This is a genomic window from Arthrobacter sp. NicSoilC5 (assembly GCF_019977395.1).
GTDB lineage: Bacteria > Actinomycetota > Actinomycetes > Actinomycetales > Micrococcaceae > Arthrobacter.
In genome coordinates, this window is sequence record NZ_AP024660.1 from 933,395 (window position 1) to 947,535 (window position 14,141).

General features: G+C 64.4%; 13 protein-coding genes and 1 pseudogene. 7 read left to right on the forward strand and 7 right to left on the reverse strand.

The genetic code is table 11. The features are described from left to right. The first annotated feature begins 183 nt into the window (after positions 1-183). The 3 genes from LDO22_RS04285 to LDO22_RS04295 are packed head-to-tail and all read left to right on the forward strand — an operon-like array spanning position 184 to position 1,823. Positions 184-684 carry a DUF2087 domain-containing protein gene (locus tag LDO22_RS04285; RefSeq protein WP_159631836.1) on the forward strand — a complete coding sequence of 167 codons (501 nt, stop codon included), beginning with the start codon at positions 184-186 and terminating at the stop codon, positions 682-684. Positions 685-726: 42 nt separating this feature from the next. Then, a complete protein-coding gene (locus LDO22_RS04290; RefSeq protein ID WP_224026214.1) occupies positions 727-1,212 on the forward strand; it encodes a hypothetical protein in 486 nt (161 codons plus the stop codon). Between the two features lie 56 nt (positions 1,213-1,268). Next, positions 1,269-1,823, forward strand: a complete 555-nt coding sequence (locus LDO22_RS04295) for a DUF3090 domain-containing protein (RefSeq protein ID WP_159631835.1) — start codon at positions 1,269-1,271, stop codon at positions 1,821-1,823. A gap of 24 nt (positions 1,824-1,847) precedes the next feature. On the opposite strand, the gene LDO22_RS04300 is transcribed toward LDO22_RS04295, so the two are convergent. From LDO22_RS04300 to LDO22_RS04310, 3 genes and pseudogenes are all read right to left on the reverse strand, one after another. Further along, the gene (locus LDO22_RS04300) at positions 1,848-2,393 is read right to left on the reverse strand and encodes a hypothetical protein (protein WP_224026215.1); all 546 of its coding nucleotides are present in this window, start codon (positions 2,391-2,393) and stop codon (positions 1,848-1,850) included. A 46-nt stretch (positions 2,394-2,439) separates the two neighbouring features. After that, a pseudogene (locus LDO22_RS04305) lies at positions 2,440-3,100 on the reverse strand (PspA/IM30 family protein). A 301-nt stretch (positions 3,101-3,401) separates the two neighbouring features. Further along, complete coding sequence (locus tag LDO22_RS04310; RefSeq protein ID WP_159631832.1) at positions 3,402-3,800, reverse strand: STAS/SEC14 domain-containing protein; 399 nt, start codon at positions 3,798-3,800, stop codon at positions 3,402-3,404. Positions 3,801-4,017: 217 nt separating this feature from the next. Between LDO22_RS04310 and LDO22_RS04315 the strand changes: the two genes are divergently transcribed. Further along, complete coding sequence (locus LDO22_RS04315; protein ID WP_224026216.1) at positions 4,018-5,547, forward strand: HNH endonuclease signature motif containing protein; 1,530 nt, start codon at positions 4,018-4,020, stop codon at positions 5,545-5,547. 328 nt (positions 5,548-5,875) lie between these two features. On the opposite strand, the gene LDO22_RS04320 is transcribed toward LDO22_RS04315, so the two are convergent. The 4 genes from LDO22_RS04320 to LDO22_RS04335 form a co-directional block, all read right to left on the reverse strand. Next, positions 5,876-6,187, reverse strand: a complete 312-nt coding sequence (locus tag LDO22_RS04320; protein WP_224026217.1) for a hypothetical protein — start codon at positions 6,185-6,187, stop codon at positions 5,876-5,878. Then, positions 6,184-7,458: a hypothetical protein gene (locus LDO22_RS04325; RefSeq protein ID WP_224026218.1), complete on the reverse strand. Its 1,275-nt coding sequence runs from the start codon at positions 7,456-7,458 to the stop codon at positions 6,184-6,186. Before LDO22_RS04325 ends, LDO22_RS04320 begins: the two co-directional genes overlap by 4 nt. A 188-nt stretch (positions 7,459-7,646) precedes the next feature. Beyond that, positions 7,647-8,309 (reverse strand): DUF4352 domain-containing protein, encoded by a 663-nt coding sequence (locus LDO22_RS04330; protein ID WP_224026219.1) that lies wholly within the window; start codon positions 8,307-8,309, stop codon positions 7,647-7,649. A 33-nt stretch (positions 8,310-8,342) separates the two neighbouring features. After that, positions 8,343-9,017, reverse strand: coding sequence for a hypothetical protein (locus LDO22_RS04335; RefSeq protein WP_224026220.1), 675 nt, complete (start codon positions 9,015-9,017; stop codon positions 8,343-8,345). Between the two features lie 239 nt (positions 9,018-9,256). On the opposite strand from LDO22_RS04335, the gene LDO22_RS04340 reads away from it, so the two are divergent. From LDO22_RS04340 to LDO22_RS04350, 3 genes are read left to right on the forward strand one after another with little or no spacing between them, the layout of a single operon-like run. Next, positions 9,257-11,317: a hypothetical protein gene (locus LDO22_RS04340; protein ID WP_224026221.1), complete on the forward strand. Its 2,061-nt coding sequence runs from the start codon at positions 9,257-9,259 to the stop codon at positions 11,315-11,317. Further along, positions 11,317-12,948: a class I SAM-dependent DNA methyltransferase gene (locus LDO22_RS04345; RefSeq protein ID WP_224026222.1), complete on the forward strand. Its 1,632-nt coding sequence runs from the start codon at positions 11,317-11,319 to the stop codon at positions 12,946-12,948. The genes LDO22_RS04340 and LDO22_RS04345 overlap by 1 nt, the downstream gene beginning before the upstream one ends. Further along, on the forward strand, positions 12,941-14,131 hold the full coding sequence (locus LDO22_RS04350; protein ID WP_224026223.1) for a restriction endonuclease subunit S: 1,191 nt from the start codon (positions 12,941-12,943) through the stop codon (positions 14,129-14,131). The genes LDO22_RS04345 and LDO22_RS04350 overlap by 8 nt, the downstream gene beginning before the upstream one ends. Positions 14,132-14,141 lie beyond the last annotated feature (10 nt).

Below are 14,141 nucleotides of genomic sequence, written 5' to 3' on the forward strand. Positions count from 1 at the left end.
GCCCGCTCCGGTGCCTCCTTCGGTGCTGCCAGGGGCGAACCCTGCGGACAGGGCATCGGTACAGATCCACCTCACCACCGCTTCCCGGGACCACGGCACCAGGGCTAGGATTTTGCGGCACACTCCAATGCCTGGGTGTGAGTACGTGAAGAGGAGAAAATCGAGGTGGCCGGAGGCACAGGAATGAACGGCCCGCATTGGCGGCGGGTGCTGGCAGCACTGGGCAATGCCGATGCGAGGATTGCCTACGCTCAGATTGTGCTGGGTGCGGCGGCCAAGGACGTCCTGCCTGGGGTGAAGGAACAGCGGCGGGTGCGGGCGCTCGCAGCACTGACTGAGTCGGGGCTGGTGCAACAGCAGACATCGGGTGGGCTGGTGGCAGTGGACTCGATTTTCCGCGACCTGCTGGCCCAGCAGCCGCGCCGGCAGCCGCGGACTGGGCTGGACAGGTTCATGCGGCTGGGGCGGATCGAGCGATACCCTGCGAACGTTGCCGAGCGGCGGGCCCTGCTGGCAAGGATCGCCAACGAGATCGTCGAACCTGGCGAAACGCTGACGGAGCGGCAAGTCAATGAGCGGCTGCTCAGCTATACCGACGACGTCGTCCTGCTGCGCCGCTACCTGGTCGACTTCGGCCTTTTGCAGCGCACGCGCACGGGCTCGTCCTATTCATTGATGGAGTAGCCGGCGCCGTGCCCTTTGAAGCAGTGCAGTAGCTTGGAGCGCATGAGCGACTCGTCACGTGTGATGCCGGGAGGCACTATGAAGGGGGCCGTGGCTTTCGGCGCGGTCGCGCTGTTGTGCGTTGTGGCGGGCGGGTTGGTTGCGGCAGTCACCGGTCCGCTCCGTCTTGAGCATGGGTCGTGGGCCGCTGCGTACCTGGTGCTCGTCGGAGGAGTGGCACAGGGTGCTTTGGGCATTGCCCAGTACTTCCTGGCCCCGCAACGCTTTGTGGGGTGGAAAGCAGTTGCGGAGCTGGTGGCCTGGAACGGCGCCTCTGCGGCCGTCATTGGCGGGACATTGACCGGCAACCCGTGGGTTGTTGATGCCGGCGGGGCGCTGCTGGTTGTTTCGCTGGCATTGATGTTCCGGACCGTTCAGGGCCGGGGCCCAACGTCCGGTTGGTTTTCGTGGGGATACCGGGCCCTGCTGGTGGTGATCGCCGTCAGCATACCTATCGGGCTGGTGCTGGCTCACTTGCGCGCTCCGTGAACTCCCGTGCGGCAGGGCAAACCCGCCGCGCACGCCATCTCCCCTAAAATACTCACATGCCTACACTTGTTCACGAGTTTGCCTGGCCGGATCGGGTCGTCATCGGCACCGTCGGAGCTCCGGGTGCGCGCACGTTCTACTTGCAGGTACGCGCGGGGGCGCAGCTGGTGAGCATCGCCATGGAGAAGCAGCAATCTGCCCTGCTCGCCGAGAAGATCGATGAAATTCTCGACCAACTCATCACCCTCGAAGGGAACCCGTTCAGCGTCCCCACCGGCACGCCCATTGAGCTGGTCGACAACGATCCGCTTGAGGCTGTTGAGGAGCAGTTCCGGACCGGTGCCATGGGCCTGGGCTGGGACCCAGCGACGGCGCAGGTGGTGATTGAGGCCTATCCCCTCTCCGATGCCGATGTTGATCCAGACGACGAGTCCGTTGGCGAGGACGGGGCCGAGGCTCCCGAAATGCTGTTGGTGCGGATGCCAGTAGGGACAGCCCGCGCCTTCACCAAGCGCACACGTGAAGTGGTGGGCGCCGGGCGGCCCCTTTGCCCGCTCTGCGGAAACCCGATCGACGCCGACGGGCATGCCTGTACTCCTCCTGAGCTATGATTCCGGCGATCTGCCAGCCACAGGCTACGGCGACGCGGACTCGACGGCGTGCTCGAGTTTCTGGAGGTTAGCCGGGCCGGCTGCGATTTCTATGACGCCGCCGTCTGAGTCCAGGGTGAGGATCCGGAAGTCCAACGGCACGCCCTGTTGATTGTGGTGACGGTTAACTTTCCGCACCGGAACGCCTGATGTCCCCAGCCCGGTGAGAGCCTTGCTGCGGCCACTGGGGATCAGCGTGTCGTCGACGATGGGCTGGAAATCGATCCGCCTGGCTCCCGGCCTGGCAATCCCCATCTGCCAGATGCTGCTCAACGAGCCCGGCGATGAATCGGGGAATCGCAGGAAGACGACCAGGTCGCCGTGCTCATCAAGCTTCTCCGCCGTGGTCGGGAACCGCTTCGTCAGGAAGAACACGCCGCCACCGACCATCAGCGCGTAGAAGACGGCGTTCGCGATGGCGTCGTCGAGGCTTCCCCCGGCGATAAGTCCTGCTGCCAGAATGACGGCGCAAGCGAGTGCGCCAACCAGAACGGCACGGAGCGCGGGATGCATCTCGCCCCACTTCCTCATGGCGCCATCCTAGGGGCAGAATCTTCCAGCAGCTACGGCTCCATCCTCACCCATCCCGGGAGCCGAGGGCCTTCCGGTCACCCGCTTTGAGGGCCGCCAGCCGGGCTTCCACTTCGGTCTGCTCTCCGGCGCCGGACGTTGTCTTCGTAACGGCCGGTCGCCGATGTCGGGTCTCCACCGCCCAGGGCTTTGAGGGCGTCGTTGACCTGGGACTGGGTGGCGGCGACCCGGGCACGGTTAACGAGTTCGTTGCGCTTTACGGTCAGTTCCCGGAGCTTGGCCCGCATCAGGTCCAGGCCGTTCTTCAGTTGGTCGACAGCCTGGTTCTGCGCGGCCAAGGTGGGCGCCTGGGACTTGGCCATTGATTCGGCGGTCATTTGCCGGCTGAGGGCGAGCCTGGCCAGGGCGTCAAACTTGTCGGCGTCCGCGTTGTTGCCGGCGGCACGGAACTCATCGGCCTTGCGTGAGGCGGCTACGGCCTTGCTGCCCCAGGTGTTCGCGTCGTTCACTGCCCGGGTGTAGTCGTCTTCGGCCATCCGGAGGTTGCCGATTGTCTGCGCCGCGGCTGCCTCGGCTTCGCGGATGTTCTCCGAGTAATCCCGGATCATCTGGTCCAACATCTTCTGCGGGTTTTCGACTGAGTCCAGGAGGGTGTTCAGGTTGGCCTTGGCGAGCTGGGCAACGCGGGCGAAAATACTCTGCTTCACGGGGTCTTTCCATCGTTGATGGAATTCGCATCCTATCTGACCGCCGTCATCCAAAAACCAGTGGTAATGCCAGAGCCACTCTTGAGCGAACCTTGTGCCCATCGTGGGTTGCCGTTCAGTGACGGGTCCTATCGTTGAGGTCAAGATCCTGCCGCTGGGGCAGGGTCTGCACATCGAGCCAGGGCCGGCGGCCGGAGCATCCCGAGACCGGATGCAACCCCCCAATCCGCCGCCGGCCCCGTGCCCGTAGATGCGGACCGGCGGGCATTCCTCGCGGGTGTTGCCTGGATGGGAACCGCGATCAGTCGGTGTCGCCCAGTTCCGTGGCTTCCTCCTCCGAGTCCTCAAGCAGCCACGCCATTGCCTTGTCCCGAGACGTGAAATACCTGACCGGGAATCCCGTCGGTGCCAGGGGGAGGCGGAACATGCCGATGACGCGATCAACGGGAGAGGAACCCAGCAATGCCATACGCGAAATGCTGGCTGCGTCGGGAAAGACTTTTCGAGCGGCCGCAGAGTGGGTCACACCGTGGATTTCGACCAGCATCGGCAACCTGGTGCCCTGGGCCAAGGAGGAGATGGCCGCGAGGGCGGCGTTGGCCACGTCGATGCCTACGTAGGTTCCCTGCTTCCAGCTCAAGCGAAGGACTCCATCGGACAACTCCAGCGTCGCCTTGCCTTTGATGTCCACTGTGCTCATGTGTCCCCTGTCGTGGAAGTGCAGCGCAGCTCCTGACCGTAGCTGAACGGCGTCGCCTTTGCAGCAGAACGGACCCACAGGCCGTGGGCCACTGTGCGCAACCCTTTCATCTGCTCACATAGCCTATGGGCAACGACTATCCGGGGGTAGTAGCGAAAACTTCCGGTGCAGTCCACTACCCGCTCAAATTGTCAGACCCTCCCTTCATCGTTAGTACATGGGACGGGACGCGGTGGCAGAGGCATTTGAGGCGATCGACGCCGCCCTTGCCGTGGTCCGTGGCGAGGTAGCCAAAGCCGCATGCGGAGCGCCCGCAGCCAACGATCCCTTGGCCGCCGGCGCCGACGAATGCCTGGACATCCTGGCCGGACTGGCTCGGACCGAGGCCCGTGTCGCCGCACTGAAGGCCGAGGCTGTGTCCACGTTCGCGGAGTCAGCGCGGTCCATCGCTCCCCCGGACATCCCGGTGCAGGCGCAGGAAATGGCCATCGCCGCGGAGGTAGGCTGCCTCCTGGCCATCGGCGACCGTGCCGCCGGTGTACTTCTGGCACAGTCCTACGCGCTCACGACCTCGCTGCCCCGGACTATGGAAGCACTCAAGGCTGGAACTATGTCGTGGCAGCACGCCCGCGTCATGGTGGAGGAGGCCGCCACCCTCAACCCTGACGCCGCGACCGCGTTGGAGGCCCACTTCCTCGACCCGGACGCGCCGGACGCTGCCCGCGGTTGCCCCGCAGGGGAGATGCCCGCATACCGCTTCCGGCGCAAGGCCCGGGTCTGGCGCGAACGCAATCATCCGGACAGCATCGAAATACGGCACGCAAAGAGCGTGGAGGAGAGGTGCCTTGAGTTCGCTCCGGAGCAGGACGGCATGGCACGCTTGTCCGCATACCTGCCGGCAGACAAGGCCACGGCCATCTGGAACCGCTACACCGCTATAGCCCGGGGCTTCCAGGGACCCAACGAGGAGCGCACCCTCACCCAACTTCGCGCGGATCTTTTCGCCGCTACGGCCCTCCGCGGGGGCAGCGGCTGCACCGGTTGCTGCGGCGGGTCCGCGGGAACTGACGACGCCGGTACCGCGTCGAAGGGGCTTGCTGACATCCCCGTTCCCCGCGCCGAAGTCCTGGTCACCGTCCCGGTATTTTCCCTCCTCGGTGCCACGGACGAACCAGCGATGCTGGACGGTTATGGCCCCATCCCGGCTGCCATGGCACGGGATCTCGTAGCCAACGGAGCCGCTTCGTTTTACCGCGTGCTCGTGGATCCCCGGGACGGCGCCCCGCTGGAAATAGGCCGCACCAGCTACCGGCTCACAAAGGCCATGCGGACGTGGCTGCGTTTGCGGGACGGCAAGTGTCCCTTCCCCGGCTGCAACAACAATTCTTTGGACAACGAAGCAGATCATCTGCTCGCCTGGCACCAGGGCGGGACCACCGGAATCAGCAACCTGGGACAGCCATGTCCCAAGCACCATCGGTTGCGGCACATCAGCCAGTGGCGGCCGACGGCGGCGTCAAAGGATGAGCCGCCCGGCTGGGTTTCACCCTCCGGGCGCAAATACAAGAGTGAGCACCAGGACTGGGAGCCACCGAAGTTGCCTTCGCGCCCGCAGGCGCGCGCTGGCATCCCCTCTCAATCAGGCAGCAACTCAATGATGCCAGCGGGCAAAGGCACAGTGGACTACTTCCGCCTGCCACGGTCCCTCGGCGAGGACTGCCTGGCTGCGTACCTCGCCGCGCGGTGAGCTCAACGTGTGCTGTCGGTTCGTGCCGCCCGGGAAGCGCAATGGACCCCGCACAAAACATGCGGGGTCCATTGAAACCGGCTGTCACAGTACAGAATGTGCCGCCGGCCTGCGTATCGAAATAACCAGTGTGAGCTGCGGGTCCAGTTGGAAGATCTTCCACCAGAAGCGCCCCGATCTTGCCAGGACCTGAGCTTGAAAGCACCGCAATCACGTCCCGTTCATTTGAAAGTTTGCGGGGCTCGCGGAGGCCGTCCCGGCTGAGCTTCAGTGAAGCCGCCTATGTGCGGCCCAAATTGTCCGATTAGGTACTGTGGCGTCCCCGTGCCTAATAAAGGAACTCGTGCTGGCCGACCTCGCCGCGCCTCTGGGCAACTTTCATAGCAACTCGAACCGCCTTAACACGGATGTAGTTGAACGTCCTCACGACTTCTCCCGGGGACGCGTTGGTATTCAGGGACCACGTAACGAGGTCGTCGTATTCCTTGCGCGCCTCTACGTCCTCAGGTAGGGAACTCTCGGCCAAAGAAGCCATGTATGCGTCGGCAAGGCTATGGCAGTGCTCACCGGTGTAGTGGTTTTTCAAAAAGCCAGCTTCCATGGCCGCGGCCAGTTCGGCACAACGAGCGTCTGGATTCATTCCTGGGACGCTCTCTCCGGGGTGTCTGCCGCGTCTCGCTTCCGCGACTTGAACAAACCAGCAACCTTTCCACCCGCCGCGCCGGTGGCGCCGGCCAGCGCACCACCAAGGCCTTTGACCGCGGACAGGGCCTGCGGTTCATCCGGAATACCGTCGCCGTCAACATCCACGGCACGGAACGGGCGGGACACCGCAGCGGCAGCGCTTGCCACCCCCGAGCCCACGGCGGAGGCACCGGTTGCCACCCCTTCTCCAACTGTGCTGGCCGTCCCAGTGATCCAGCTTCCCGTGGACTTCGCAGCATCCTCCAAGGCTGCAAGTGCCCGGTTGGGTTCGGACTCCTGGTCCTCGGCGTCGGACAACTCAATATGCAGGGCAAGGTGAGCCGGGAACTCCGCCGGAGCCTCAGGGAATGCTTTACGGGCGGACTCAACGACGTCCCGGCCAAACACGAAACGGCTCACGCCTCCAGTCAGCGCACCCACGCCATATTCGATCGCCGTCTGATGTTTTCCGTTCAAGGTTTCCCGCACCGTGTCCAGCTGACCCGTCTGCATGGTCCGGACGAGGCTTTGCGCGGCGCCGCTGGGCAGGGTATCAGCCAGGGTAGTCGCCCAGTGGGACCAATCCCCGCTGGCAGCCGCGAATTTGTGGCCAACGCCCACCACACCGTCGGGGGAAGTCTCCGCGACGTCCTTGGCCATGATGGCAATTTGCTCCTGGCTTACCCGCTCATTGGTCAGCCCGTAGACCAGGGCATGGGCCTGGTCCTGGTCAAGGGCCTTCCCGTGGATGTCAGCGAGGGCCAGGCCGAAGATCGCCGTCAGCTCGAATTGGAGCTGCTGATCCCCGGCAGGGAGCAGTGCAGCGATCCGGTTGGCGCCGCTTTTCGCCGCGCCCATGGCCATGTTCTTGGCAGCGACCTTGGCCGCCTCTTTGGCGGTTACCTGTACGGTCTTCTTGGCGGCCTGCTTGCCTGCGGTCTTGATACCGGCGGCTGCAACTCCGCCGCCCGGAATGAGGGCAATTCCAACTTCCGCGGCGATCGACCCAGCGGTGATCGCGGCCCCTGCAGCCGTGATTGACGTGCTGTAGTGGCGTTCGAGCAACCTAATAACCTCCGCAGGTGTCGCCTCCGGACGCCGGCGCCGAATCCGCATGACGTACTTGCGCGCAATTGAGTGACGGGCACTAACCGCCTTCGCGATGTCTGCGTTTGCTTCCTCGTCATCCAACTGGGTCTCCAGCGTGACAGCTTCGCTCTCAATCATTTACGTTGTCCCCCTCTAAACCACAGGCTCAACCCTGAGCCCTTCTATCAACGCTGCAATTCAAGTACGCGGCAAAGGAGCCAAGGCTCCTCGGCGCGCCGTCATCAGTGTCCCGCATGAGGCGGCAACATCGTGCCCGCCACGCTGCACCGGCCTCCGCCGGGCAGAGTGCACGGGCGGAAGCGAGCTTATCCCGGGATTTGGATCCGTGCAGCTTCCTGCAGCAGCGGATCAGAAATGATGACGGTGGCAGCTCCCGGTGCAATATCGAAAGCGATGTTTCCCCGTGCCTTGTCGCCGGGAAGAATCTCGCCGGAGCCGAGCTGGTTGTCGGCAAACAGGCTCATGTCGGCTTTACGTCCGTTTTGATCCTTTGCCGAGAAGTAGAGCGGGTTGGAGCTGGTTTTGCCAGATTCCGTTTCCCAAAGCACGTCCAGGAGCAGGTAGGTGCCGTTCTTTGATGGTGTGGCGAAGGCGCCGTTGGTGACAGAGTCGGTGCGGACGGCGGACACAACGGTGACCCTGGCGACGTTGCCGTTGCGCATCTTCACGGAGAACGGAACGCCGACAGCAGGTGCCGCGGGAGCAGCAGGAGCGGACGACGGCGGTGCTGCCGCCCCCGGGGCGGCAGGAGCAGCGGCGGCCGGGGCCGTTGCTTCGGCAGAGGCTGTAGTTGAGGCAATCGGGCTGGAGTCCGCGGCCGGCTTGCTGCCGCCGGCGCATGAGCCCACGAGAATGCCGAGCAGCAGGACGCCGGCCGGGAGGACGAAGCGCTTCTTTTTGTAGAAGGCGCGCTTGGCAAGTGCCGGAGCTGCCGGCGGGGTGGGAAATGCAAAGTTCTGGTCAGTCATGGTGGTGCCTTTCGAGAGTGGGTGCTGCGGTTGTTACTGCTTTTCCCATTTGCCGCAGCGGGTTGAGTTGAAGTCCTGGCCCGGGGAGAGGGTGACGACGGGCCGGCCGCCGCCGGGGATGTCGTTTTCGATGATCTTGCTGCCGTTGGTGCCGGACTGGTAGATGCCCCAGTAGCAGGTGGAACCGACGGCTGCTGCGGCGCGGTAGGTGCCGGGTTCGATGTCGGAGCCCACGGTCCAGGTGCCGTCGGCCACAGTGTTGGCGGCCTTGGCCTTTTCGGCGCCGGTTACCGCGTCCTCGCGTTTCTTGACGGCGGCCTCGACAGCCTTCACCGCAGCATCAGCCTTGGACACTTCGGCTTCGCGGGCCGAGACCGTGGACTCGCGGCCTGTGATGCCGTTCTGCAGGGTGTCGTACTTGCCCTTCAGCGATGCGTAGCTGGACAGGGCCGCGTCACGTTCCGTCTCAACGGTGGACTTTTCGCCGGCGAGGGACTTATAGGCCGGGCTCGCCTTTGGGTCTGGCAGCGCCGTTCCGACGGCAACCCCGCTGGCGAAGAGGACGACGGCGGCGCCCGCTACAAGGACGCGCTTCTTCCGTCGGGGCTTCGCTGCCGGAGCAGCATGGCTGCTTGCGGGATCAGTGAAGACTTCCTCGATGGACGCCTCATGCGACCCTGGACCTGGACTGGTTGGAGTGTTGGCCATGTTCTCTTCCTTTGTTCGTGGATGACCGCTAAACGGCGGCGGGATCCTGCTCCCCCAATGTGCGGTTTCCCGCCGCCGCCGCAGCTCCGGAAGATTCCTTCGTGGCTGCAGAACGAACGTACGACCAGGCCAGATATGGCAGGCGTGAAGATGCTGATAACCCCCCTTATCAGCCGCAAAGGGGGAATGTCAGCGTCGGTCGCTAGGCTGATGAACGATCACGACTGATGGGGGCAGTAATGGAAGTAACAGGTACGGCGCTGCGCATGTCACTGTCCGACATCGCCGCCCTGGCGCAAGTGCAACGCCCGGTTGTCTCCATGTGGCGCAAGCGCAGCAGCAGCACCGCATTGCCGTTCCCCGCAGCGAAGGGACATCTCAACGGCGTCGAACTGTTCGACGCCGTTGAAGTCACCGCATGGCTCCACGCAACCGGGCGGGGGAATAATCCCGAGGCGCGTAACGACGTCGCCATTTTTGCCCGCCTGGCCTCCCCTGCATCGGAAGCTCCCCGGGACAGCCGGCAGACCTTCGATGGGCTCACCTCCCTGCTGACGCTAAAGGTCATCAGCGGGCAGAGCCTCGGCCGCATGAGTGCAGCCCAGCTTTTGGACGCCGCTGACGAAGCAGACCCCGACGACGTTTTCCTCTATACCGAGCTCGAGGCGCTTGGTTCCGCCTTGACGGGGCTCGCCAGTTTCGCGGACAGGCTCGCGGACAGCGCGTTCAGTGCCCCCGCAGCCTTCGAAAAGCTGCTGGCCCACCGGTTCAAGGAGGGCCTCCGCGAACAGTCGGACACTGCACTCACAGACGCTGCGCTCAAGCTTGTCGGCGCGGCAGCCAGGGAGCTGGCAGCCACACTGGACGGCAGGCCCGTCTACGTCGACTCGACGCCAGGCGGAAGCGACGTGATGCTCCGCATTGCGCAGCAGGCCGGGGAAACAACGGCGGCTACTTTCCTGGCAGCTGACCTCGACGGCGGCGCGTCACGGCTTGCCCGCAGGCGCCTGGCAGTGCACGGTACAGACAACGCTCCCGTGAAGATCGACTCCAACGGCGCCTTCGCCGTCAGCGGTCCCGCGGTGCACGTGGCCCAGTATCCGGCCCCGGGAAATCCTGAGGCAGACACGACGGGCATCCTGTCCGGCATCGAGAACATCGCGCTGCAGATGGACGACTCCCAGAGGGCCGTCATAATTGCCCCCGCCCGCGTCCTCTGCGATGCGCTGTCGGGCGAGGCAGGAAACCTCCGCTCCGATCTGCTGCGCTCCGGCCGGTTGCGAGCCATCGTCAAGTTGCAGCCGGGACTCTTGCGGGCCAAGCCCCGCGAGCCCCAGGCGCTGTGGGTGCTGGGCCCCTCATATGCGGACGTTCCCATCGCAGACCGCTGGACCATGGTTGCCGACGTCAGCACCACCGCCTTGACCCTTGATGTGAGCCAGGACCTCATCAGCGACGTTGCCGCCTCGATGGGTGACAGGGCCACCATCCGCGCCCACTCCTTCCGGTTCGCCCGGCTGGTGCAGACCCGCATCCTGCTGGCCCGCCACGGCTCGCTGGTGAAGGGAGCGGCTGCGAAAAGTTCGACGGCGGCACCCTGCGCTGAAGCTGCGCTCCGGATCGAGGAACTGCTCCATGCCCTGTCATCCCCCGCCTCCGGGTCGTTGCTCCCCGCCGTCGAAGCCAACGGCCCCGGCGACCGGCTCCATCCGGCAGCCGTCCAGGACCTTCTCAATGCCGGAAACCTGAAGTACGTCAAAGGGGTCCGTCTGCAGGCAGAACACATCAACCTCCGCGCCGGCAGCAGGATCCTCGGCCGCGAGGAACTGCTGGAACCACACGGCGGCCGGCCCCGCTTCATCGCCCTGCTGGACTTTGCCGCCAAATACCCTGCCGGGCGCCTCACCGAACCGGGCGACGTCATCTTCTGTACCAGCCCGCGTCCCGCCGCGATGGTCGATACGGAGGGCGGCGCCGTCGTCGTCTTCCCTGCCCGGATCCTGAGGATAGACCGCGGCGACCCCGGCGGCCTGGTGCCGGACGTCGTGGCTGCGGACATCAACGTGCGGCCGGACGCGGACAAAAACTGGCGGACCTGGCAGCTGCGCCGGAGCCCTGACCGGCAGCGCCGGCCGCTCGCCACCGCGCTCGGAGCCCTGCAACACGAGCAGGCCCGCGCGCGTGAACGACTCAAACAACTCGAAGAACTCGCTACCCTGATTACGGACGGCGTAGCGGGCGGAAGCCTCACCCTGACAGACCCTATGACCCACGCCGGACCAGAAGAAGGAACTGAATAATGCCCCCGAAAGCGAAGGTGGACCTCGCCCCGTCCACCATGAAGGAACTCAAGGACACACTCTGGAAGGCAGCGGACAAGCTCCGCGGCTCGATGGATGCCTCGCAGTACAAGGACGTGATCCTGGGGCTGGTGTTCCTGAAGTATGTGTCGGACGCGTTCGAGGAGCGGCGGGAGCAGATCCAGGCCGAGCTGGAAGCGGACGGGCTCAACGAGGAGCAGATCGCCCAGCTGATCGACGACGTGGACGAGTACACCGGCCGCGGCGTGTTCTGGGTATCGCCCCGGGCACGCTGGACCTACCTTGCGGAGAACGCCAAGGGCCTGGATGCCGTGGACGGCGCGGCGCCCAAGTCCATCGGGCTGCTCATTGATGAAGCGATGGACCTCATCATGACCGACAACAAGTCCCTGGCCGCCACGCTCCCCAAGATCTACAACCGGGACAACGTTGACCAGCGCCGTCTGGGCGAGCTGCTTGACCTGTTCAACTCCGCGCGTTTCACGGGGCAGGGCGCCAGCAAGGCCCGCGACCTGCTGGGCGAGGTGTACGAGTACTTCCTGGAGAAGTTCGCCAAGGCCGAAGGCAAGCGCGGCGGCGAGTTCTACACCCCGGCCGGCGTGGTCCGGGTGCTGGTGGAAGTGCTCGAGCCGCACCGCGGACGCGTGTACGATCCCTGCTGCGGTTCGGGCGGCATGTTCGTGCAGGCCGAAAAGTTCCTGGCGGCCCACCACCTGGAAGGCTCGGACATCTCGGTCTACGGCCAGGAGCTCAACGAGCGCACCTGGCGGATGGCCAAGATGAACCTCGCCATCCACGGCCTCAACGCCAACCTCGCCTCGCGCTGGGGAGACACCTTCGCCCGCGACCAACACCCGGAGCTGACCGGGAACAACGGCGCGGACTTCATCATGGCCAACCCGCCGTTCAACATCAAGGACTGGGCCCGCTCCGACTCCGACCCGCGCTGGAAGTACGGCGTCCCGCCGGCCGGCAACGCCAACTACGCCTGGATCCAGCACATCATCTCCAAACTGGCGCCCGGCGGCAGCGCCGGCGTGGTCATGGCCAACGGCTCCATGTCCTCCAACTCCGGCGGCGAAGGCGAGATCCGCGCCCAGCTGGTCGAAGCCGACATCGTCTCCTGCATGGTGGCGCTGCCCACCCAGCTCTTCCGCAGCACCGGGATCCCGGTGTGCACCTGGTTCTTTGCGAAGGACAAGACCGCCGGTCCCCGCGGTTCCGTGGATCGGACCGGGCAGGTGCTCTTCATCGACGCCCGGAACCTGGGCCACATGGTGGACCGCGCCGAGCGCGCCCTATCCGACGAGGACATCGCCAAGATCGCCAACACCTACCACGCGTGGCGCGGCACCGCTTCTGCGGTTGAGGCGGGCCTGACGTACGACGACGAGGCCGGCTTCTGCTATTCGGCTTCACTTGCCGAGGTCAAGGCAGCGGACTACGCGCTGACGCCCGGACGGTACGTCGGCGCTGCAGAAGTTGAGGACGACGGAGAGCCGATCGAGGAGAAGATCGCCCGGCTGTCCAAGGAGCTGTTTGAGCAGTTTGAGGAGTCCGAGCGCCTGGCGGCTGTTGTGCGCGAGCAGTTGGGGAGGGTTGATGTCTGATCTGACCGTTCGGGACCTTGGCACGCTCTTTGACGGTCCCCACGCGACACCCAAGCGGATTGAATCGGGGCCCTACTTCCTGAACATCGCCAGTTTGAACGGCGGACGTTTGGAACTGGACCAGTCCGATCACGTATCAGAAATGGACTTTCAGAAATGGACCAAGCGCGTTGAGCCCACAGAGGGGGACCTTCTCTTCTCCTATGAGACGCGACTCGGGGAGGCAGCCCTCATGCCTGCGGACGTTCGCGCATGCCTCGGCAGGCGCATGGCACTTATTCGTCCGAACCGTTCAGTGGTAGATCCCAAGTTTCTCCTCTACTACTATCTGAGCCCAGGGTTCCAGCGAACGATTGAACAACACACTATCCACGGCGCAACCGTAAACCGCATCAGCCTCTCCACCATGGGCGCATGGCCCGTATCAATCCCGAGCCTTGATGAACAGCAGGCAATCGCACAGGTTCTGGGCGCTCTCGACGACAAGATCGCCGCCAACACCAAACTTGCAGCGACGGCCGATGCGCTGGCGACCACACAGTTCCACAAGGCAGTGCATGGCATCGCAGTCTCGGACCAGAACTTTGGCGACATCGCTATGGTTTCCGGTGGAGGTACGCCGAGTACAACGGTTCTTGAGTACTGGGACGGCGACATCCACTGGGCAACCCCGACCGATGTCACGCCGCTGCAGGGGCCGTATCTCGAAACTACAAACCGGATGATTTCCCACGCTGGCCTATCGGCCTGTGCTTCTTCACTGTATCCACCCGGTTCAATCCTCATGACGTCCAGGGCGACCATCGGGGCCTTCGCCATCGCACAGACGCCCATGGCGGTGAATCAAGGCTTCATCGTCGTGCAGCCAACTGATCCCGCCCTTAGGTACTGGGTCTTTCACGAGATGCGGAGCCGTGTGGATGAATTCATTTCTCTCGCAAACGGCGCAACATTCCTTGAGCTCAACCGAGCAAATTTCAAGAAGATCAAGGTGCGACTCGCGGATTCGAGAGTCATGGAAGAGTTCGGTCGCCAGGCCGAGACTCTCCACGCAATTGCCAGAAACGCGCTACGCGAAAATGCCAAGCTCGCCGAAACACGCGACGCGCTCCTCCCCCCGCTCATGTCCGGAAAGCTCCGGGTCAGAGATGCGGAGAAAATCCTAGAGAACGCCGGGGTGTAAGGGTCCAACA

What these genes read in the sequence shown, in the direction of transcription:
- LDO22_RS04285 (WP_159631836.1), top strand. Translation starts at nt 184, where the DNA reads ATGAACGGCCCGCATTGGCGGCGGGTGCTGGCAGCACTGGGCAATGCC.
- LDO22_RS04290 (WP_224026214.1), top strand. Translation starts at nt 727, where the DNA reads ATGAGCGACTCGTCACGTGTGATGCCGGGAGGCACTATGAAGGGGGCC.
- LDO22_RS04295 (WP_159631835.1), top strand. Translation starts at nt 1,269, where the DNA reads ATGCCTACACTTGTTCACGAGTTTGCCTGGCCGGATCGGGTCGTCATC.
- LDO22_RS04300 (WP_224026215.1), bottom strand. Translation starts at nt 2,393, where the DNA reads ATGAGGAAGTGGGGCGAGATGCATCCCGCGCTCCGTGCCGTTCTGGTT.
- LDO22_RS04310 (WP_159631832.1), bottom strand. Translation starts at nt 3,800, where the DNA reads ATGAGCACAGTGGACATCAAAGGCAAGGCGACGCTGGAGTTGTCCGAT.
- LDO22_RS04315 (WP_224026216.1), top strand. Translation starts at nt 4,018, where the DNA reads ATGGGACGGGACGCGGTGGCAGAGGCATTTGAGGCGATCGACGCCGCC.
- LDO22_RS04320 (WP_224026217.1), bottom strand. Translation starts at nt 6,187, where the DNA reads ATGAATCCAGACGCTCGTTGTGCCGAACTGGCCGCGGCCATGGAAGCT.
- LDO22_RS04325 (WP_224026218.1), bottom strand. Translation starts at nt 7,458, where the DNA reads ATGATTGAGAGCGAAGCTGTCACGCTGGAGACCCAGTTGGATGACGAG.
- LDO22_RS04330 (WP_224026219.1), bottom strand. Translation starts at nt 8,309, where the DNA reads ATGACTGACCAGAACTTTGCATTTCCCACCCCGCCGGCAGCTCCGGCA.
- LDO22_RS04335 (WP_224026220.1), bottom strand. Translation starts at nt 9,017, where the DNA reads ATGGCCAACACTCCAACCAGTCCAGGTCCAGGGTCGCATGAGGCGTCC.
- LDO22_RS04340 (WP_224026221.1), top strand. Translation starts at nt 9,257, where the DNA reads ATGGAAGTAACAGGTACGGCGCTGCGCATGTCACTGTCCGACATCGCC.
- LDO22_RS04345 (WP_224026222.1), top strand. Translation starts at nt 11,317, where the DNA reads ATGCCCCCGAAAGCGAAGGTGGACCTCGCCCCGTCCACCATGAAGGAA.
- LDO22_RS04350 (WP_224026223.1), top strand. Translation starts at nt 12,941, where the DNA reads ATGTCTGATCTGACCGTTCGGGACCTTGGCACGCTCTTTGACGGTCCC.